Source organism: Actinoplanes sp. L3-i22 (assembly GCF_019704555.1).
Taxonomy (GTDB): domain Bacteria; phylum Actinomycetota; class Actinomycetes; order Mycobacteriales; family Micromonosporaceae; genus Actinoplanes.
Map to the genome: position 1 here is coordinate 8,904,289 of NZ_AP024745.1, position 19,047 is coordinate 8,923,335.

Below are 19,047 nucleotides of genomic sequence, written 5' to 3' on the forward strand. Positions count from 1 at the left end.
GCATAGAGTTCGAAACATGCCGGGAACAGTGCAGTCCATCGAGCGAGCGGCCGCGATCCTGCGGATGCTCGCCGGCGGGCCGGGCCGGCTCGGGCTCAGTGAGATCGCCCGATCTCTCGACCTGGCCAAAGGAACAACCCACGGCATCCTGCGTACGTTGCAGGGCGTCGGCTTCGTCGAACAGGACCGCGGCTCCGGGCAGTACCAGCTCGGCGCGGCCCTGCTCCACCTCGGAACGAGCTACCTGGACATCAACGAGCTGCGGTCCCGCTCGATCAACTGGGCGGATCCGCTGGCCGCGCGCAGCGGCGAGGCCGTCCGGATCGGGACCGTCCTGGAGGGACAGGTGCTGATCGTGCACCACGTGTTCCGGCCGGACGACACGTTCCAGACGCTCGAGGTGGGGGCGCTGCTGCCGTTGCACGCGACCGCGCTGGGGAAGGTGTTGCTGGCCTACCGCGCCGGCGCGCTGGATACCGACCTGTCCGCGTATACGCGTAAGACCCTGGCCACGCCGCGCGAGCTGGCGACGGCGCTGGAACAGGTCCGGGAGAGCGGCTGGGCCGCCGACGTCGAGGAGTTCACCCTCGGCCAGGCGGCGGTCGCCGCGCCGATCCGCGGCTACGGCGGCCTGGTGATCGGCGCCATCGGCGTCTCCGGACAAGTCGACCGGATCTGCGACAGCCATTACGCACCACGCCCGCACCTGGTCGCCGGCGTGCGGGACGCGGCACGGGCGATCTCCCGGGAAATGGGAGCCGCCCGGCAATAGAGGGGGATCATCATGGCGGAACGCTTCGTGGTCGCGATCGACCAGGGCACGACCTCAACCCGCTGCATCGTCTTCGACCGGCGCGGGCAGTTGGTCTCCCTGGCCCAGCAGGAGCACAAACAGCACTTCCCGAAGCCGGGCTGGGTCGAGCACGACGCCATGGAGATCTGGCGCAACGTGGAACGCCTCGCGCCGCTGGCGCTGCGCCGGGCCGGGATCACCCTGGACCAGGTGGCCGCGGTCGGCATCGCCAACCAGCGGGAGACCACGGTGATCTGGGACCGGGCGACCGGCGTACCGGTCGGGCGGGCGATCATCTGGCAGGACACCCGGACCGATGCGCTGGTGCACGCGCTGTCGTCGTCGTTCGACGCCGGCCACCTCGCCGACATTTCCGGTCTGCCGCTCGCGACCTATTTTTCCGGGCCGCGGCTGCGCTGGATGCTCGACCACACCCCCGGGCTGCAGGCGCGCGCCGAACGCGGCGAGGTCCTCTGCGGAACCATGGAGACCTGGCTGATCTGGAACATGACCCGCGGCGCGCACGTCACCGACGTGACCAACGCCAGCCGCACGATGCTGCTCGACGTGCACAAGCTCGACTGGTCGGCCGAGGCGCTCGACTTCTTCGGGATACCCCGCGCGATGCTGCCGGAGGTGCGGGCTTCGATCGGCGCCTTCGGCACCGCTTGCGAGGCATTTCCCGGGGTACGGATCGGGGCCGCGCTCGGCGACCAGCAGGCCGCCCTGTTCGGGCAGACCTGTTTCACGCCCGGGGAGGCCAAGTGCACGTACGGCACCGGCAGCTTCCTGCTCCTGAACACCGGCACCGAGCTGGTCAAGCCGGGACACGGGCTGCTCAGCACGGTCGCCTACCAGGTCGCCGGCTCGCCGGCCTGCTACGCGCTGGAGGGCTCGATCGCGATGACCGGCTCGCTCGTCCAGTGGTTCCGCGACCAGCTGGAGCTGATCTCCAGCGCGCCGGAGATCGAGACCCTGGCCCGGACCGTGGCGGACAACGGCGGCTGCTACATCGTGCCGGCGTTCTCCGGGCTGTACGCGCCGCACTGGCGCTCCGAGGCACGTGGCGTGATCGTCGGGCTGACCTCGTACATCACCAAGGGTCACCTGGCCCGGGCGGTGCTGGAGGCGACCGCCTGGCAGACCCGGGAGGTGGTCGACGCGATGAACGCGACCTCCGGCCTGGCCCTGACGACCCTGAAGGTGGACGGCGGGATGACCGCGGACAACCTGCTCATGCAGATGATCGCGGACGTGCTCGACGTGCCGGTGGTCCGGCCGCTGGCCGTCGAGACGGTGTCGCTCGGCGCGGCGTACGCGGCCGGGCTCGCCGTCGGGTACTGGCCGGACCTGGACGGGCTGCGGCAGAACTGGCACATCGCCGGGCAGTGGATGCCGGCGATGGACCCCGGGCTGCGCGACGCGGAATACACCAACTGGCGGCGCGCGGTCGAGCGCACCTTCGACTGGATCCAGCCTGCCTGAAAAACTTTCTAGGCGTACGACGGGGAGCGCTCGACGGTGCGCAGGGCCATGCAGTGCCCGCAGCGCAGCAGGTGCTTCCGGGGCTGGACCGGGAAGAGCGGGACGAAGAACAGGGTGAACCGGGTGGTCCGCGCGAACCGGGCCTGCGGGGCGGTCCAGCCGCAGATCTCGCAGGTCAGGATGCGGGTGTCGAGCGGTTCGTCACGGGTGCGGAGGCCGAACAGCAGGAAGAACATGTCTCCAGCGTGACACCGCCCGCCAAACCAGCCTGTCGCCCATGACGGTGCAGGAGTTCGGGGTGCGGCTCGCGGCGGCCGGCTGGGCGAGCGATTTGCTCGTCGCCGGGTCGCTGGCCACCGGGGACTACACGGCCGGCGTCAGCGACCTCGATCTGGTCGCCGTCGTGCCGTCGGTGCCCGGATCCGAGCAGATCGCGGCGGTGCACGCCGGGGTCGATCCGGCGCTCAACCTGGGCTGTGTGTACGTCGCGGAGGACCGGATCGGGGACCTCGGCGCGGAACATCCCACCTGGACCCACGGGGTGCTGGTGTGGCGGATCCTCTCCGGGGTCACCCGGGCCGAGCTGGTCCGGCACGGGTACGCGGTGTTCGGGCGGGCGCCGGGCGCGCTCCTGCCGGCGATGAGCGACGACGACATCCGGGCGGCGGCGCGGGCCGAGCTGACCGGGTACTGGGCGTGGGCCGGGCGGCGGCCGTGGATCTTCCTCGATCCGGGGCTGGCCGATCTCGCGCTGACCTCGATGGCGCGGGGGCGGCACTCGCTCGCGCACGGCTCGCTGCTGACGAAGTCCGCGGCGATCTCGGCGGCGGCCGCCCCGGCCTGGCTGGTCGGCCAGCTGCGGGCGCGCCGCCAGGGGCGCCCGGCCCGGTCGCCGCGCCTGCGGACGGCCTGGCTGGCGTGGCGCGACGTCCGTCGCACGGTCGCCCTCGCTTCCCGTCGGGCCTGACGGGTTTGCGGGTTTCGGGTTTTCGGGTTTTCGGACCGCAACCACCCTCGGACGTCGCCCTTTCGGGTCTCGTGTTCTGGGCGCCCCGGCGCCCTTGCGAGGCCCGGAAGGGTCCCCGCGGGAGCGACGATCAGTTATTGGCCGCAGCATAGGCAATCAAGAATTTGATCTTGAGGTTTGTAGTGTGCCGAGGGTCACGAATGGCGCCGCACCGGAATCGGCTCGGTGGGGGGCGGGTTCGCGGTGATATGACGACGATCGGACTTATCGGTAGTGGGAACATCGGCGGAACGGTGGCGCGGCTGGCCGTGGCTGCCGGGTACGACGTGGTGCTGAGCAACTCCCGCGGGCCGGAGACGCTGCGGGAACTCGTCGCGGAGCTCGGGCCGAAGGCGCGCGCCGCGACCGCTGCCGAGGCGGCGGCGGACGGCGACATCGTGGTGGTGACCGTGCCGCTGAAGGCGTATGCCGACGTGCCGGCCGGGCCGCTCGCGGGCAAGGTCGTGATCGACACGAACAACTACTACCCGGAGCGGGACGGGCGGATCGCGGCGCTGGACAACGACGAGTCGACCACCGGCGAGCTGCTGCAGCGGCACCTTCCGGAGAGCAAGGTGGTGAAGGGCTTCAACAACATCTGGTTCCAGCACCTGGCTCAGCTGGGCCGGCCGGCCGGGTCGCCGGAGCGGAGCGCGCTGCCGATCGCCGGGGACGACGCGGCGGCGAAGCTGGTGGTCACCGAGCTGCTGGACGCGATCGGGTACGACGCGGTGGACGTCGGGCCGCTCGCCGAGAACTGGCGGACCCAGCGGGACACTCCGGTCTATGTCGGGACGTACGGGCCGTACGGCGGCGCGGGGGTGCCGGCGGGCGCGGACGTGGTGCGGGCGGCGGTCGCCGAGGCGAAGCGCTGAACCACCGGCCGGGCCCGGCGCGGCCCGGCCTCCCAGCGGCAGCCTTCCGATCGCCGGGCGCGACGGCGGGACGCGGCAGCCTTCCGATCGCCGGGCGCGACGGCGGGACGCGGCGGCCTTCCGATCGCCGGGCGCGGCAGCCTTCCGATCGCCGGGCGCGGCGGCCTTCAGGCGGCGGGCGCGGCGGCCTTCCGGTGGCGGGGCGCGGCGGCCTTCCGGTGGCGGGGCGCGGCGGGCGGAAATTGAGCCGAAGCGGGAATCACGGAATGGGGCGGGGCGTGCGACACTGGCGCGCGGATCGCCGCTCTGCCCCCTGAGGACCGGTAATGCGAAAGCGCCTCGCCGCTGCCATGATCGCTATTCTTCCCGCTGCCGGAATGGTCGCGGCCTGCGCGCACACGGAAAGCAGTGGATCGAATACCGGGGCGACGCCGAATCCGGCCGGGACGGCCGAGATCCGCAGCAGCGCATCGGCCGAAGTGGACAACGTGCTGTTCAGCGCGCCGGCGCCGGTGGCCGCGACGGTGCGCTGCACGAGCGGGAGCTGGCTCTACGTGACGACGACCGGGGTGCCCTATCCGTCGACGTCGGGATATGTGCGATCCGGGGCGGTGGCGCAGGCCGGGTCGGCGCCGGCCTGTGATCCGGCGATTCTGGCCCGATATCCGCAGCTGCCGGGCAGCCTCACGCTGCGGCCGGGCGCGGCTCGGGAAAATGAATTCTGGTACGCGGTGCAGCTGCGCGATTTCCCGCCCGGCACCAGCTATACCGTGGCGTGTTACGAGGACGACAACGCATTCGGGACATTCACCGCGCGGACCGACACCGGCGGGAACGCATTCCGGGACGACGGTTGTCGCTCGCTCGGCGGGACGCGGCACTGGGTGCGGATCGGGCCGTACCGGTCGGCGGTCGTCGAGTGGCCGGCCGCCACGCCCGGCACCTCGAAGGCCGGCCGGCCGCCGAGCCGGAAGCCGCAGAGCCGGGCGACCACTCCGGCGCTGCCGCCGTTCCGGCCGCCGACGACCGGGAAGCCGATCATCCCGACCGGGCCGGTCACGCCGCCACCGCCGATCAGTGACGACGATCCGGCCGACGAGCAGCAGCACGGCCAGGACCGGCAGCAGCAGCCGGCGACGGTTGAGCACGGCCGGGGCGCGGGCGCCGACCACACCGGCGGCCGGTGACGGGAAAGACGGGCAGCGGGCGGCGGGCGGCGGGCGGCGGGCGGCGGGCGGCGGGCGGCGGGCGGCGGGCGGCGAAGGATGGCCGGTGACGGGAGCCGCCGGCAAAGGAAAGACCGAAGCCCGTGACCGGCGGACCGGGCACGGGCTTCGGCGGGCGACGGGCCTGTCTCAGAGGTTGATCTTGACGCCGGCGGTCTTGCAGGCCGCGGCGAGCTCGGTGGCCGACTTCTCGAAGGCCGGGTCCTCCAGCGCGGTCATCGGGTCGGCCGCCGCGGCGGTCTTCGCCGCGATCCCGGCGAGCTCCTTCGCGTTGGTGGCGATCTCGCCGGCGCCGGAGCCGGCCGCGGCGGTCACGCCGGCCGCGAACTCCTCGAGCATCTTCTTCGCCTCGGCCGGCGCGAAGTCGCCGTCCTTGGTGGCGGCGAGCAGCGAGGCCTTCATCGCCTCACCGGCCTTGCCGGTCTCCTCGCAGACCGTCTTGTCCGAGGCGCCACCGGCGGCGGCCGCGGTCGTGGCGGCGGCTGACGGGGCGGGCGGGGCCGACGCGGCGGTGGCGGCGACGGAGGCGGCCGACGTCGTGCCGGCCTCGGTCTTGTCGTCCTCCGAGCAGGCGGCCAGGCTCAGGACGGCGGCGGTGAACAGGACGGCGGAGGTAATCCGGGTGCGCATCACGGCGCGTACGGTAATCGACACTCCGTGCAAGATCAACTTTGTTTACCTCACATCGACCCCGCTGACCTGGGAACCTATACTCCCGTTCCTGTGAAGATCCTGTGCCGTACCACCTCCCTGGCCGCTCTCGCCGCACTCGCCCTGACCGGCTGCGACACCGACGACAAGCACACCCCGGACCCGGCGGCGCCGTCCGCACCGGCGGTCGCGGCGGCCGGGCCCCGGGTCGGCGCGACCGGCAGCGGCTGTGCACTGCCGGTCACCTTCGGCCTCGTCACGGACTGGAAGCCGAAGCAGGTCACCGTCACCGCGGGTGACCCACTGGCCGAGCTGGCGAAGAAAGGCCCGTTCACGATGGCCTGTGAGATCGACGCGAAGCCGGCCGGCAACCTCGGTTTCCTGCGGGTCTGGACCGGGGCGCCGGCCGGCCTCCGGCCCAGCCTGGAAGCGTTCATCGGCACGAAGGCCGAGCAATCCGAATTCACCGAACTGCGGGTCGGCGACCAGCCCGCGCTCGAGGTCGACTACCGGCAGAAGAGCGAGCTCGACGATTCCCTGGAGCCGGAGCGCGCGTTCGTCGTCGACACCGGCAAGGGTCTGGTCCTGATCTCCTTGGACAGTTTCGACGGCGACGAGCACCAGGCGATGCTGCCCGCCTACGAGCTGGCCCGGACCAGTCTCGCCATCGCCTAGCGGAAATCGTCATGGGTCACGTATTGACCCGTGTGCGGGGTGGTCGTGGTGCGATTCGGGCCGGTCTCCCACTCCACCGAGCCGTCCGGATTCCGGATCAGGTATTTGAACTCGACCGCGGTGTCCGGGGGCAGGCTCGCGCTCCCGGACCAGGTCGGATAGCCGTCCGCGGTGAGCGGGAGCGCCTTCGCCGGGTCCCATCCGCCCAGCTCGGCGACGTTGCCGGCGACGTAGACCTGCTGGCCCCAGACGGTTTCCCGGTGCACGTTGAAAACCGCGGCGATCCGGTTCGGCGTCCCCGGGTGAAAGGTCAGACCCAGGCCTTCGGCCAGAGACGATTGAGCGTACGAGTAAGCCAGCCCCACCGTTCCGTCCGCGTTCTCGATCCCGATCGTCGCGCTGTTCCCGCCCGTCCGTTCCCCGTGGAGATCCCGGTACCGATACGTCACCCGCCCGTCCCGGTGCAGGATCGCGCTGATCGACAGGCGCTGCGTCTCGTCGCCGAAGAATCGCACGCCACGCCATTCCACGACGAACGTGTCCGCGTCCGCCGCGGTGTAGACGCCCGCCGCGTCGTCCACGTAGAGGTCGTCCCAGAACGGGTAGAGCGCGTCATTCGGGATCGCCGCGTCCGGCAGGGCGGTGTTGCCGTAGGCGTAGGTCTCCTGGGCGAAGCCGATCACCCCGTTCGTGCTCACCCAGGCATGATCGTGAACGGTCCCGTAGAACGGCATCGCGAACGGCAGGGTCACCTCCGCCGCACCGTCGTCGCCGCTGAGGTCCAGCCGCGTGACACCGGCCCGGTACGGCTCCTCGGCGGGCGTGCAGCCGTACCCCCAAGCGTCTCTGGTCGAAGCCAGGGCGAAGTCGGCCGTGAGGTCCCCGCTGACCGTGATTGATCGGCTCGCGGCGGCGGCGCAGCCGCCCAGCGGCGCGACCGTGAGCTGGTAGTCGCCGTGCGGCGCGGCCAGCCGGAAGACGCCGCCGGCATCAGTGGTGACCGCGACCGGTGTGCCCGCGAGGGCGACCGACGCACCCGGCGCGGGCACCCCGCCGATGCGGACCGTCCCGCTCACGATCCCGGCCGCGCTCGCCGTCAACGGCACGTCCGCCGACACGGTCGCGTCGGCGGCCACGGTGACGCCGGCCCGGTGGGTGTCATAGCCGAAAGCGGTCACGCGCAGCTCGTAGGAGCCGGCCGGGAGACGGCCGAACCGGTAGCCGCCGTCGGCGGAGCTGGTGGCCGTGCGTGACGCCGGTCCGGTCACCGTGATCGTCGCGCCGCCGACCGGCCCGCCGGTCCCGGTCACCGTGCCGGCCAGCGTCCCGGTCGCGGTGGTCGCCAGGCTGACCGCGGCCCACGCGTCGAGCCGCCCCTCGCCGAACACGTTGTTGTCCGCGGCCGTCCCGCCGCACGACGTGTCGGCGGCGTCGGCCGCGGTCACGTCGAGGATCTCCCGGGTCGCGGCCACGTCCCGGCGCAGCGCCGGCGCGGCCGCCCAGATCAGCGCCACCGTCGCGGCGGTGTGCGGGGAGGCCATCGAGGTGCCGCTGTACGACGCGTATCCGCCGGTCGGCACGCTGGAGCGGACGTCGACCCCGGGCGCGGCCAGGTCGGGTTTGGTCCCGCCGTCCTGCCCGGTGCCGCGGCTGGAGAACGGGGCGATCGCGTCGTTCACGTCGAACGCGCCGGACGAGTAGACGCCGGTGTACGACCCGGGCGTGGTCGCGGTGGCGCAGCCCGGCCCGGAGTTGCCGTTGGCGAACGCGGTGAAGATGCCGGCCGCGGTCCACGCCCGGACCACGTCGGAGTACCACGGGTCGAACCCGGACGCGCCGCCCCACGAGTTGTTCACGATGTCCGGCGCCAGGTCGGGTCGCGGGTTCGCGCCGCTCAGGTCGGTCGGCGCGACGATCCACTGGCCGGCGGCGAGCAGCGCGGACGCCGAGCAGGACATCGACTCGCAGCCCTTCGCGGCGATCCAGGTCGCGCCCGGGGCGACGCCGATGCCGTCCGCGCCGACCATCGTGCCCATGGTGTGCGTGCCGTGCCCGGCGTTGTCGCACGGGGCGTCGCCGGGGCAGGTGTGGGTGGGGTCGTACCAGTTGTAGTCGTGCCGGTAGGTGCCGTCGGGCTGCCGGCCGCGGTAGGCGCCGGCGAGCGCGGGGTGGTCGAACTGGACGCCGGTGTCCACGTTGGCGATCACCAGGCCCCGGCCGGTGTCGCCCCTCTCGGCCCAGACCCGGGGCGCGCCGATCCGGTCGATGTTCCACTCGTTGCCCTGCACCCCGGCCCGGGTCGTGCCGGCCAGCGGCGCGGGCAGGACGACCGGGGTGTCCGCGACGATCGCCTTGACGTCCGGGCGGGCGGCGATCCGCCGGCGGAGCTTCGCATCGCCGGTGACCTTGACGGTGTCGGCGATCCAGTACGTCTCGAAGGGCGCCCCGCGGTCGGTGAGCAACTCGCGCAGGCCGGCCTGGTGCGCCCGCGCGCCGGCCCGCGCGGCCTGGACGACGGCTCGCGCCCGGGCCGCCCTGGTCGGCGCGGCGCGGGCCGGGCCGAAGTCGGTTTTGTCCCGCATCAATACCCAGAAGGTTTCCGCGGGAGCGGTGCGGGCGGCGGCGGCGTTCGCGGGCCCGGCCCCGGCCACCGCGGCCAGAATGATCGCCACGGATATCCAGCGTCTTGTCGTCAGCACGAGCAGCGACGCTATTTACGAGTCCCGATCGCTGCAAGTTCTTTCATCGTTTGCAGCGTGTTTCAGCAATCCGACGACCCGGTGAACCCGCAGCGTGGGGCGGTTGATCGAACAACCGCCCCACAGATGGCGAAAATCAATCCGGCCTCGATGACACTATTGTTTCAACGTCTTTCATCACCTTGTCATCGCGGCCGGATCGTTGAACCGGGTCAGCCGGGCGGCGGTCCGCTGCTTGAGGGCGTAGGCCTGCTTGGCGGTGTCGCGGAGCTTGGCGACCAGGGGCGAGCGGGACTGGCGGGCCCACGGGACGGCGACCTCGGTGGTGCCGTACTTCGCCTTGTACGCGTTGCCGCCGACGAAGTCGAACTCGGTGACGCCGCGCGCCTTGGCCAGCCGCAGCGCGTGCCAGATCAGCGCCTCGTTGGGGCGCAGGTGCTGATGCTCGCGGTAGCTGGCGCCGCCCCAGAAGTACATCGTGCGGTGGTACCACGGCAGCACCGCGGTGGCGATGCACCGGCCGTCGGCGTCCCGCGCGCGCAGCAGGCTGATCCGGCCGGCCGGAGCGAGATGTCGGATCAACGACTTCACCCGTTCCACGGAATAGGTCGGCACCAGATTCTGTTTCGCGAAAACGTCGCGCAATTGATCGTAGAATTCGTCGGCGAATAACGGATCGGCGTCCGCCTCTTCGATGATCACCCCCGACTTGGCGGCCTTGCGGATATTGCGGCGGCAGGCGCTGGCCATCGCGCCGAAGAGGGCGTCCTCGTCCGGGCCCAGGTCGATCACCGCGGTGGGCGCGGCGTCCCAGCGCAGGCCCAGACCGGACAGGTCGGCCTCGGTCGCGCCCCGGTCGCGCACCTCGAGGTGGGCGCAGCCGAGATCGTCGAACGCGAACCGGGTCAGCGCCCGCAGCGCGTCCCTCCGGGACACCCCCGGCTGCAGGTTGAAGCCCAGGTAGGAGGTGGTCCAGCCGGCCATCGGGCTGCCCAGGATGCGCAGGCCGTACCGCCGGGTGAGCAGACCGGTGAAGTGGCCCACCGTAGTGCCGCCCTCGCTGACCGTGGCGAGCAGGGGTTCGGCGCGCTGGCACTCGGCCACGAACGCCAGCCATTCGGGAGTGTGGAAGATGAGGCGGTCCTGGTAGGTGGCGCGGTCGGCGTGGAGGGCGGGCGCCGGCTCCACCCGCTGCAGTCGAAGCATCCGTTCGGCCCCGATCGAATTAGGCGTTGAAGGCGGATGATGCCCCGACGAACGGCCATTCCGCAAGGCCCGGAAGGACCATTCGATAATTGACATGAATCATCTTCGTGTTCAGCGTGACAATTGCTACTGCCGCCCGCCGCTATCCATTTGCCAAGGTAATGACATGGAGACGCCGACGGCCATCAAGCGACGTCTGAACGAACTGGGCCTGCGCCGCCGCCTGCGGGCCCGGCCCCGGGCGCAGGGCCGGGTGCTGGCGCCGGCCGGGCTGTTCCGCCGCCTGCCCAGCGCGCCCGGGCTGTACTTCCCCTTCTACCACGACGTGCTGCCCGAGTACGCCGGCGATCTGCGGCACCACCTGCGCACGCTGCGCCGGGTCGGCCCGATGGTCAGCTGGGACGACGCGCTCGCGGTGCTGGCCGGGAAGCAGCCGCTGACCGGGCCGGTGTTCTGCCTCTCCTTCGACGACGCCCACCTGAGCTGGCGCGACGTGGTCGTCCCGGTGCTGCGCGAGCTCGCCGTGCCGGCCACGTTCTTCCTGACCACCGGCATGGTCGGCCGGCCCGGCAACCTGACCTGGAACGACTGCCGGGAGATCCGGGACGCCGGGTTCGCGTTCGGGTCGCACTCGGTCAGCCACCCGCGGCTGGCCGATCAGGGTGACGCCGACGCGCGGCGGGAGATCGTGGACTCGAAACGGGAGATCGAGGACGAGCTCGGGGCCGAGGTGCGGGACTTCGCCGCGCCGTACGGATATCCGAACGTCGACTTCACCGAACGGGACGTGCTCGCCGCGATGGAGTCGGGGTACCGCAGCTTCGCCACCACGCTGCGCCCGGCCATGCACGCCGGCGACTCCCCGATGTGGATCTGCCGGCAGGGGTTGCACCCGGCCTGGCCGATCATGGCGGTACGGACCCGGGTCCATGACTGAGCCGGCCAAGCAGCAGCCCCGGATCTACCTCTCCCCGCCGGACGTCACCGACCTGGAACGCAAGCTGCTGCTGGCGGCGTTCGACTCGAACTGGGTGGCGCCGGTCGGACCGGATCTCGACGCGTTCGAGGCCCGCTGCGCCGAGCTGACCGGGGTCCGGCACGCGGTCGCGCTGAGCAGCGGCACCGCGGCGCTGCACCTGGCCCTGATCGCGGCCGGGGTGCGGCGCGGCGACACCGTGCTGGTCCCGTCGTTCACGTTCGCCGCCACCGCCAACGCGGTGATGTACCTGGGCGCCCGCCCGGTCTTCCTGGACAGCACCCCGGAGAGCTGGAACGTCGACCCGCAGATCCTCGCCGACGAGCTGCGCGGCCGGGCGGTCCGCGGCCAGCTGCCGCGCGCGGTGATCACGGTGGACATGTACGGGCAGTGCGCCGACTACGGGCCGATCGCGGACGCCTGCGACCGGTACGGGATCCCGCTGATCGAGGACGCCGCGGAGGCGCTCGGCGCCACCTACCGGGGCCGGCCGGCCGGGTCGTTCGGGCTGGCCGGGGTGCTCTCCTTCAACGGCAACAAGATCGCCACCACCGGGGGCGGCGGGGTGCTGGTGACCGACGACGGCTCGGTCGCCAAGCAGGTCCGGCACCTGGCCACCCAGGCCCGCGAGCCGGTGCCGCACTACGAGCACCGGACGATCGGCTACAACTACCGGCTCAGCAACCTGCTGGCCGCGGTCGGGCGGGGCCAGTTGCAGCGGCTGCCGCAGCTGATCGAGGCGCGACGGGTGACCGGCGAGCACTACCGGGCGGCGCTCGGTGACCTGCCCGGCGTGACCTTCCAGCCGGTGGCGTCCTACGGCGTACCGAATCGGTGGTTGACCTGTCTTCTCCTGGAATCCGGACTACGGGACCGGATCATCCACGAGCTCGAGAAGGTGAACATCGAGGCCCGGCCGACCTGGAAGCCGATGCACCTGCAGCCGGCCTATCAGGACTGCGTGATGCGCGGCGGCGCGGTCAGCGCCGACCTGTTCCACCGCGGGCTGTGCCTGCCCAGCGGTTCCGCCCTCACCGGGCACGACCGGGAACGCGTCGTGGCCGCCGTCCGCTCGGTTGCCGCCGGGCGAGAGAAGGGGTGACGGCGGATGCGCGTCGTCTACATCCACCAGTACTACTGCAATCCCGGGATGGCCGGGGGCATCCGCTCCTATGAGCAGGCCCGGCGGCTGGTGGCCCGGGGACACACCGTCGACGTGATCACCACCGACATCACCCCCGGCGACCGTCAACTGGGCTGGACGGTCACCCACGAGGACGGGGTGACCGTCCACTGGTTCAAGATCCCCTACAACAACCACATGTCCTATGCCCGGCGGCTCCGCGCCTTCGCCGAGTTCATGCTGCTCGCCACCGTGCGGGCGACCCGGCTGAAAGCGGACCTGGTGTTCGCCACCAGCACGCCGCTCACCGTCGCGGTACCCGGTGTACTCGCCGCAAGGCTGCGCCGGGTGCCGTTCGTCTTCGAGGTCCGGGACCTGTGGCCGGAGGTCCCGATCGAGATGGGCGCGCTGCGCAACCCGCTCGCCCGCAAGCTGGCCGGCGGGCTGGCGAACTTCGCCTACCGCAACGCCAGCGAGGTGGTCGCCCTCTCCCCCGGCATGGCCGCCGGGGTCACCAGGCGGCGGCCCGGCACCTCGGTCACCGTGGTGCCGAACGCCGCCGACCTGGACCTGTTCCACGTCGACCCGGCCCAGGTCAAACGGTTCCGGAACGAGCACCGGTGGCTCGGCGACCGGCCGCTGATCGTCTACACCGGCGCGCTGGGCGCGGTCAACGGCGTCGACTACCTGGTGCACGCCGCCAAGCGGATGCGCGAGCTCGACCCCGGCATCCAGGTGTTGATCGTCGGCCACGGCCGGGAGTGGGAGAGCACCGGCAAGCTCGCCGCCGAGCTCGGGCTGCTCGACGAGACCGTCCGGATGTGGGAAAAGGTGCCCAAGTCGGAGCTGCCGGTGATCCTCGGCGCCGCGACCATGTCGACCAGCATGGTCCGCCCGATCCGCGGCCTCTGGGACAACTCGGCGAACAAGTTCTTCGACGCCCTCGCCGCGGAACGCCCGATCGCGATCAACTACGGCGGCTGGCAGGCCGACCTGCTGACCGAGACGTCGGCCGGGCTGGTGCTCGACCCGTACGACGCGGACGGCGCCGGCGAGGTGCTGGCCACCCACGTCCGCGACGAGGACTGGCTGGTCAAGGCGCGGGCCGCGGCCTACCGCCTAGCGGTGGAGGAGTTCTCGCGGGACCTGCTGTTCGAACGGTTCGAAGCGGTGCTGACCAGGTCCGCGGCCTGAGACGGGGGATTCATGGAACTGCGCGCGTACCTCCGGGCCTGCCGCCGCCGATGGCTCTGGCTGGTGGTCCCGGTGCTGCTGGCCGCGGCGATCGCCGGTGGGCTGACGGTGGCCGCGAAACCCGCCTACCAGTCGTCGATGATCCTGTTCGTCTCGGCCGGCACCGGCGACCCGGACGCCGAGGCCCGCCGGCTCAACTCCTACATCGCGCTGCTCACCGGCCCGCGGGTGGCCCAGGGCGTGGTCACCAAGCTCGGGCCCGAGCAGGTCACCGCCGACCAGGTGCGCAAGAGCCTGGCCGCGCAGGTCAGCGAGGGCACCGACCTGCTGCAGATCTCCGCCACCGACCCGTCCGCCGCGAAGAGCCGGGCGATCGTCACCACCGCCGCCGACGTGCTGGTCACGCTCGCCAAGCAGATCGCGCCGGCGAACCCGGCGGACGGCGGGCCGGCCCCGAACATCTCCGTCCTGCAGGACGCCGAGACCGTCCGGCAGCCGAGCAACCTGGCCCGCAACGCCGGCTTCGCCGCGGTGCTCGGCCTGCTGATCGGCGCGATCGCGGTGGCGATCCGGGAGGCGGCCGGCCGGACCGTGGCCGAGGAGGACGACCTGCGCCGGCTCGGCCTGGGGACGGTCGGGGTGATCTCGCTGGACGGCCGCGACGGCCGCGGCGACCACCCCGACCAGGCGCTGGCCGAGGCGTTCCGGCGACTGCGCAGCCTGCTGCCGGCGATCACCGACGGCCGGCGGGGCAACCCGCGGGGCCGGGCGCTGATGCTGGCCGGGTCCGGGCGCAAGGAGGGCACCACCGCGATCAGCTGCGGGCTGGCGATCGCGCTGGCCGAGACCGGGGCCCGGGTGGTGCTGGTCGACGCGAACCTGCGCTCGCCCGGGGTGGGCCGGTTCCTCTCGCTCGACCCGGTGCCCGGGCTCGCCGAGGTGCTCTCCGGCACCGCGCACGTGCCGGACGTGCTGCGCGAGTCGCTGAACGGGCGGCTCACCGTGCTGCCGGCCGGCGAGCACGTGCCGGACCCGGGCGGGCTGCTCGCCTCGCCGCGGCTGCCGGCCACGGTCCGCACCCTGACCGAGCGCTTCGACGTGGTGCTGGTCGACGCGCCGCCGCTGAACGGCCCGGCCGACGCCGCGGTGCTCGGCGCGGTCACCGACAGCGCGCTGCTGGTCGTGCGGGCCAACAAGACCCGGACCGCGGACGTCGAGCGCTCGCTGGAGCTGCTCGAGAAGATCGGCGCGAAGGTGGCCGGCGCGGTCCTCAACGCCCTGCCGCGCAAGCTGCCCACCGGCCACGCGTGGGCGGCCGCCGCCCAGGTGCCGCCGGCCGAGCTGCTGATCCCGCTGGACGAGCCGGACCAGCCGGACGCGCCGGCCCCGGTCAGCACCCCGCCGGCGCCGCGCACCCCCAACGGTGTGGTCCGCGGCCGGGCCCGGGTGGTCAAGGCCGCGCTGGCCGCGGGCGAGGACGAGCCGGCCGAGCCAGAGGAGCCGGAGAAAGGTGAGTGAGCTGACCGGGGTCGCCCCACGCCGCGCCGATCCGCTCGGGTTCGTGCGCGGGCAGCTCCGCGAGTCCTACATCCAGCTGCTGGCCTCGCAGGTGCTCACCGGCGTGGTGGCGCTCGCCGCGAACATCCTGATGGTCCGGTCGATGACCCCGACCCATCGCGGTGAGGTCGCGCTGCTGCTCCAGGTGGTGTACCTGGCGACCCAGGTGCTGCTGCTCGGGACCGAGCGCAGCTTCGTGGCGAATTACCACAACGTCGCGCCCGGGCCGGCCGTCCGGGCGTACGGGAAACTGCTGTTGATCCCGATCCTGGCCGGACTGGCCGGGGCGGTGGTCTTCACGGTGGCCTCGCCGCACCACCGCAACCCCGGGCCGCAGATCGTCGCGCTGCTCGTCGTCTACACGATCGTCGAGGCGTCGGCGCTGGCCAGCCGGTCGGTCGCGATCGCGGTCGGCCGGGTCCGGGACTTCATGATCTGCCGGGTGCTGGAGTCGGTGCTGCTGCTGGGCATGCTGATCGGCCTCTACGTCACGCACACCTCGCACCCGGAGACCTGGTTCCTGGCGTACGTCTTCGCCGGCGCGATCCCGACCGTCGCCTACCTGGTCATCTGGCTGCGCCTGCCCCCGGACCCGGACGCCGCCCCGGCCCGCCGCGAGCTGAACCGCCAGGTCCGCCGGGAGGGCCTGTCGCTGTTCCCGGCCGCGATCTCGAACATGGCCATGCTGCGCATCGACCGCCTGGTGATCCCGGCGCTCGCCTCGACCGCCGCGCTCGGCCTCTACACCAGTGTCGCGACCATGACCGAGCTGCTGGCCTGGCCGGTCCGCGCCTACGCCGACTCCCGGCTGGGCCGGTGGCGGGCCGCGCACAACGACGGCGCCCTGCAGGCCCGCCCGATCGTGCTGGCCGCGGCGGTCTACTCGCTGGTCGTGGTCCCGTTCGCGGCCGGCGGGCTGTACCTGCTGATCGTGCCGGTCTTCGGCCACGAGTACGCCCCGGCCAAGGAGGTCGTGCTGCCGCTGGTGGTGGCCGCCGGGCTGTACGCGGTCTCCCGGGTCAGCCTCGGCCTGCTGATCGCCAAGGGGCACAGCAGCCTGGTCTCGGTCGCCGAGATCACCGGGTTCGCGGTCAGCTTCGCGGTGTACCTGCTGCTCATCCCGCGGGTGGGGATCCTCGGCGCGGCCTACGGCTCGCTCGCCGGGTACGGGTCCTGCCTGGTCTTCGCCCTGATCACCACGTACTTCGTGAGAGAGCGGGCATGAAGCGGATCTTCCTGGCTCCCGGGTTGCTGCTGGTCCTGATCGCGATCGGCGGACGGTTCACCCTGGACCGGGCCGGCTTCCCGGACCTGGCCTGGGTGGACCTGCGGGTGGTCGGGCTGGCGTTCGCCCTCGTGGCGCTGCTGGTCGACTTGAGTCTGCGCCGGACGAAGACCGACAAGCGGCACGAGGGCTGGCTGGTCGCCACGCTGCTGTTCTTCCTCTTCCAGATCGCCTCGGCACTCTGGGCGCCGGCCGCGTCCCGGATCGGCCCGCAGACCCTGGACCTGGTCCTGCTCGGGGTGCTCACGCTGGCGTTCTACTACTGGACGCTGGGCGATCCGGACCGCGCCATCGGCTACATGTTCCAGTTGCTCTTCGTCGCCGCGATCGTCTTCGCGCTCGCCGCGATCTTCATCAACGGCCCCGGCGAGCAGGGCCGCTACTCGGCGTTCGGCGGCGGGCCGAACGTCTTCGTCCGGATCGAGATCCTCGGCGTGATCAGCGCGATCGCGATGTTCATGTCCTCCCGCCGGTGGCTGCCGCTGCTGGTCACGCCGCTGTTCCTGCTGGCCGCGGTGCTGTCCGGCTCGCGGGCCGGGCTGATGGCCGGTGGCGCGGTCGGCCTGGCCGCGCTCTGGAAGATCCGGCACCGGCTCAAGGCCGGCCCGGTGCTGGCGGCCGGGATCTTCCTGGTCACCGCGGGCGTGGTGATCTGGTTCTCGGCACCGCCGGCGTTCACCAGCCTGTTCGAGGAACGATTCGTCCAGCAGACCGTGCAGGAGCAGTACCTGTCGGACCGGACCGACATCTGGGCGGCCGCGATCCGGATGGCCGTCGAGCACCCGGTGGCCGGCGCCGGGCTGGACGGCTTCTACGGCCTGATCGGTGTGAACCAGATGGTCGAGTACCCACACAACTATGTGCTGGCGGTGGCCGCCGAGGGTGGACTGATCGGCCTCGGGCTGCTGGCCTGCGCGGTCATACTGTGGGCGAGGACCGTACGCGGTGGCGGCGCCCGTCCGCAGATGACCGGGCTAGCCGTGGCGGCGGCCGTATTCGTGGCGCTGAGCAGCCTGTTCTCCGGCGACTACTACGACGCCCGGCTCTTCTGGATCTTCGCCGCGATGGCCGCCGCGGCCGCGGTAGCGCGGGCCCGGACGGTTCCGGCCGCCGCGCCCGCCCGCGAGAAAGAGGCGGTAAGACCATGACAACCCACTACAAGCGGCGCACCGTGCTGCTGCTCGGCGTCACCTCGGTGGTGGCGGCGACGGTGGCCGAGAGCGCGGCCCGGCCGTGCGCCGCACGACCGCTGCCCGAGGACCGGGTGGCCCCGGCGGCGCTCCCGTCGGTGACCGTGAAGCTCAAGCCGATCAGCTACTGGGCCGGGGTGTTCGAGCAGAGCTGGGACTACCAGGCGGAGACCGCGCAGCCGCTGAGCCGGTCGCGGGACAGTCAGGACCACTACGATCTGGCGTACACGCTGGACGGCAACATCGCGATGTTCCGGGCCACCGGGACGACCCGCTACCTGGACCGGGCGCTGGCCTACGTGGAGAACGTGGTCGACGCGTCGTCGCCGTCCACGACGCTGGGGCGCAGCACGTTCCGTGACCGGTACCGCGGCTGGGGGTCCAGCAAGTCCGGGCAGGGTGGTGACGAGGTGCCGCTCTACGAGAGCTACTTCTGGCGGTACGCCACCCAGTTGCTCGTCGCGATGCGGCAGAACACCCGGGTCTGGGCGAACGCCGCCTACCGCGCCCGCTACGACAAGCTGCTCGCCTTCGCCGAGGTCGACATCTTCGAGAAGTGGTACACCCGGGGCGCCGCGGAGAGCATCTACCGGGAGCGCACGCACATGGCCGCGCACTGGGCGCTGATCTCGCTGAACCTGGGCCAGCTCACCGCGGACGCCGCCCGGCGCACCCGGTACCGGCAGGTGCTGACCACGATCGGCGCCCAGATCCGCAACCAGATGACCCGCAACCCGGTCGAGCCGACCGCGTACTTCTGGAGCGACGTGTGGGGCTCGACCCGCCGGCCCGGGCAGGACGTGGGGCACGGCAACGGCGTGATGGCGTACGTGGTGGAGGCCCGCGACCAGGGCACCACCTGGAACTCGGCGGACATGACCGCGTTCGGCAGCCTGCTCTCCCGGGTGATCTGGCCGGGCGGGACCACGTACCGCGAGTTCGTCGACGGGACCGGCCGGGACAACGGCTGGATCGCCGACGGGTTCGTCAAGCTCGGCCGCTACGACCCGAACCTCCAGCACCGCCTGGAGTCCTACCAGGTGGTCAACGATCAGTTCGCCGCGAACATGGCGCTCAACGCAAAGATCCTGCGCGCGTGAGGAGTT

The 19,047-nt window shown here is 72.0% G+C and carries 17 protein-coding genes; 13 read left to right on the plus strand and 4 right to left on the minus strand.

Translation table 11 applies throughout. The features are described from left to right. The first annotated feature begins 16 nt into the window (after positions 1–16). Entirely contained in the window at positions 17–772 is a 756-nt protein-coding gene (locus tag L3i22_RS39950; RefSeq protein WP_221322653.1) for an IclR family transcriptional regulator, read from the plus strand. A gap of 12 nt (positions 773–784) precedes the next feature. Further along, positions 785–2,278 carry a glycerol kinase GlpK gene (gene glpK, locus L3i22_RS39955; protein WP_221322654.1) on the plus strand — a complete coding sequence of 498 codons (1,494 nt, stop codon included), beginning with the start codon at positions 785–787 and terminating at the stop codon, positions 2,276–2,278. Positions 2,279–2,286: 8 nt separating this feature from the next. On the opposite strand, the gene L3i22_RS39960 is transcribed toward glpK, so the two are convergent. Beyond that, positions 2,287–2,514 carry a zinc ribbon domain-containing protein gene (locus tag L3i22_RS39960; RefSeq protein WP_221322655.1) on the minus strand — a complete coding sequence of 76 codons (228 nt, stop codon included), beginning with the start codon at positions 2,512–2,514 and terminating at the stop codon, positions 2,287–2,289. A gap of 41 nt (positions 2,515–2,555) precedes the next feature. Here L3i22_RS39960 and L3i22_RS39965 point away from each other — a divergent pair, with 41 nt between their 5' ends. The 3 genes from L3i22_RS39965 to L3i22_RS39975 all read left to right on the plus strand — a co-directional run bounded on the left by L3i22_RS39965 (position 2,556) and on the right by L3i22_RS39975 (position 5,346). Next, complete coding sequence (locus L3i22_RS39965) at positions 2,556–3,245, plus strand: hypothetical protein (RefSeq protein ID WP_221322656.1); 690 nt, start codon at positions 2,556–2,558, stop codon at positions 3,243–3,245. A 248-nt stretch (positions 3,246–3,493) separates the two neighbouring features. Further along, positions 3,494–4,159: an NADPH-dependent F420 reductase gene (locus tag L3i22_RS39970; protein WP_221322657.1), complete on the plus strand. Its 666-nt coding sequence runs from the start codon at positions 3,494–3,496 to the stop codon at positions 4,157–4,159. A gap of 326 nt (positions 4,160–4,485) precedes the next feature. Next, positions 4,486–5,346, plus strand: a complete 861-nt coding sequence (locus tag L3i22_RS39975) for a hypothetical protein (protein ID WP_221322658.1) — start codon at positions 4,486–4,488, stop codon at positions 5,344–5,346. Between the two features lie 168 nt (positions 5,347–5,514). Here L3i22_RS39975 and L3i22_RS39980 read toward each other — a convergent pair whose 3' ends face one another. Next, on the minus strand, positions 5,515–6,015 hold the full coding sequence (locus L3i22_RS39980; protein WP_221322659.1) for a hypothetical protein: 501 nt from the start codon (positions 6,013–6,015) through the stop codon (positions 5,515–5,517). 93 nt (positions 6,016–6,108) lie between these two features. Between L3i22_RS39980 and L3i22_RS39985 the strand changes: the two genes are divergently transcribed. After that, a complete protein-coding gene (locus tag L3i22_RS39985; protein ID WP_221322660.1) occupies positions 6,109–6,711 on the plus strand; it encodes a lipoprotein in 603 nt (200 codons plus the stop codon). Here the strand turns inward: L3i22_RS39985 and L3i22_RS39990 are convergent. Together L3i22_RS39990 and L3i22_RS39995 are read right to left on the minus strand one after the other, a co-directional pair. Then, entirely contained in the window at positions 6,708–9,383 is a 2,676-nt protein-coding gene (locus L3i22_RS39990) for a S8 family serine peptidase (RefSeq protein ID WP_221322661.1), read from the minus strand. The two genes, L3i22_RS39985 and L3i22_RS39990, sit on opposite strands and share 4 nt — an antisense overlap. A gap of 204 nt (positions 9,384–9,587) precedes the next feature. Beyond that, positions 9,588–10,712 carry a GNAT family N-acetyltransferase gene (locus L3i22_RS39995; RefSeq protein WP_255657525.1) on the minus strand — a complete coding sequence of 375 codons (1,125 nt, stop codon included), beginning with the start codon at positions 10,710–10,712 and terminating at the stop codon, positions 9,588–9,590. A 70-nt stretch (positions 10,713–10,782) separates the two neighbouring features. On the opposite strand from L3i22_RS39995, the gene L3i22_RS40000 reads away from it, so the two are divergent. From L3i22_RS40000 to L3i22_RS40030, 7 genes are read left to right on the plus strand one after another with little or no spacing between them, the layout of a single operon-like run. Further along, positions 10,783–11,553, plus strand: a complete 771-nt coding sequence (locus tag L3i22_RS40000; RefSeq protein ID WP_221322662.1) for a polysaccharide deacetylase family protein — start codon at positions 10,783–10,785, stop codon at positions 11,551–11,553. Then, positions 11,546–12,694, plus strand: a complete 1,149-nt coding sequence (locus tag L3i22_RS40005; protein WP_221322663.1) for an aminotransferase class I/II-fold pyridoxal phosphate-dependent enzyme — start codon at positions 11,546–11,548, stop codon at positions 12,692–12,694. The genes L3i22_RS40000 and L3i22_RS40005 overlap by 8 nt, the downstream gene beginning before the upstream one ends. 6 nt (positions 12,695–12,700) lie before the next feature. Continuing rightward, complete coding sequence (locus L3i22_RS40010; protein WP_221322664.1) at positions 12,701–13,909, plus strand: glycosyltransferase family 4 protein; 1,209 nt, start codon at positions 12,701–12,703, stop codon at positions 13,907–13,909. A gap of 12 nt (positions 13,910–13,921) precedes the next feature. Beyond that, a complete protein-coding gene (locus tag L3i22_RS40015; RefSeq protein WP_221322665.1) occupies positions 13,922–15,427 on the plus strand; it encodes a polysaccharide biosynthesis tyrosine autokinase in 1,506 nt (501 codons plus the stop codon). Next, positions 15,420–16,691 carry a lipopolysaccharide biosynthesis protein gene (locus L3i22_RS40020; protein ID WP_255657526.1) on the plus strand — a complete coding sequence of 424 codons (1,272 nt, stop codon included), beginning with the start codon at positions 15,420–15,422 and terminating at the stop codon, positions 16,689–16,691. Before L3i22_RS40015 ends, L3i22_RS40020 begins: the two co-directional genes overlap by 8 nt. Further along, positions 16,688–17,899: an O-antigen ligase gene (locus L3i22_RS40025; RefSeq protein WP_221322666.1), complete on the plus strand. Its 1,212-nt coding sequence runs from the start codon at positions 16,688–16,690 to the stop codon at positions 17,897–17,899. The genes L3i22_RS40020 and L3i22_RS40025 overlap by 4 nt, the downstream gene beginning before the upstream one ends. Beyond that, a complete protein-coding gene (locus L3i22_RS40030) occupies positions 17,896–19,041 on the plus strand; it encodes a hypothetical protein (protein WP_221322667.1) in 1,146 nt (381 codons plus the stop codon). The genes L3i22_RS40025 and L3i22_RS40030 overlap by 4 nt, the downstream gene beginning before the upstream one ends. Positions 19,042–19,047 lie beyond the last annotated feature (6 nt).

Coding starts and splice junctions, on each gene's coding strand:
- L3i22_RS40010 (WP_221322664.1), top strand. CDS start 12,701: ATGCGCGTCGTCTACATCCACCAGTACTACTGCAATCCCGGGATGGCC.
- L3i22_RS39965 (WP_221322656.1), top strand. CDS start 2,556: ATGACGGTGCAGGAGTTCGGGGTGCGGCTCGCGGCGGCCGGCTGGGCG.
- L3i22_RS40000 (WP_221322662.1), top strand. CDS start 10,783: ATGGAGACGCCGACGGCCATCAAGCGACGTCTGAACGAACTGGGCCTG.
- L3i22_RS39980 (WP_221322659.1), bottom strand. CDS start 6,015: ATGCGCACCCGGATTACCTCCGCCGTCCTGTTCACCGCCGCCGTCCTG.
- L3i22_RS39970 (WP_221322657.1), top strand. CDS start 3,494: ATGACGACGATCGGACTTATCGGTAGTGGGAACATCGGCGGAACGGTG.
- L3i22_RS40005 (WP_221322663.1), top strand. CDS start 11,546: ATGACTGAGCCGGCCAAGCAGCAGCCCCGGATCTACCTCTCCCCGCCG.
- L3i22_RS39950 (WP_221322653.1), top strand. CDS start 17: ATGCCGGGAACAGTGCAGTCCATCGAGCGAGCGGCCGCGATCCTGCGG.
- L3i22_RS40025 (WP_221322666.1), top strand. CDS start 16,688: ATGAAGCGGATCTTCCTGGCTCCCGGGTTGCTGCTGGTCCTGATCGCG.
- L3i22_RS39995 (WP_255657525.1), bottom strand. CDS start 10,712: ATGTCAATTATCGAATGGTCCTTCCGGGCCTTGCGGAATGGCCGTTCG.
- L3i22_RS39960 (WP_221322655.1), bottom strand. CDS start 2,514: ATGTTCTTCCTGCTGTTCGGCCTCCGCACCCGTGACGAACCGCTCGAC.
- L3i22_RS40015 (WP_221322665.1), top strand. CDS start 13,922: ATGGAACTGCGCGCGTACCTCCGGGCCTGCCGCCGCCGATGGCTCTGG.
- L3i22_RS40030 (WP_221322667.1), top strand. CDS start 17,896: ATGACAACCCACTACAAGCGGCGCACCGTGCTGCTGCTCGGCGTCACC.
- L3i22_RS39975 (WP_221322658.1), top strand. CDS start 4,486: ATGCGAAAGCGCCTCGCCGCTGCCATGATCGCTATTCTTCCCGCTGCC.
- glpK (WP_221322654.1), top strand. CDS start 785: ATGGCGGAACGCTTCGTGGTCGCGATCGACCAGGGCACGACCTCAACC.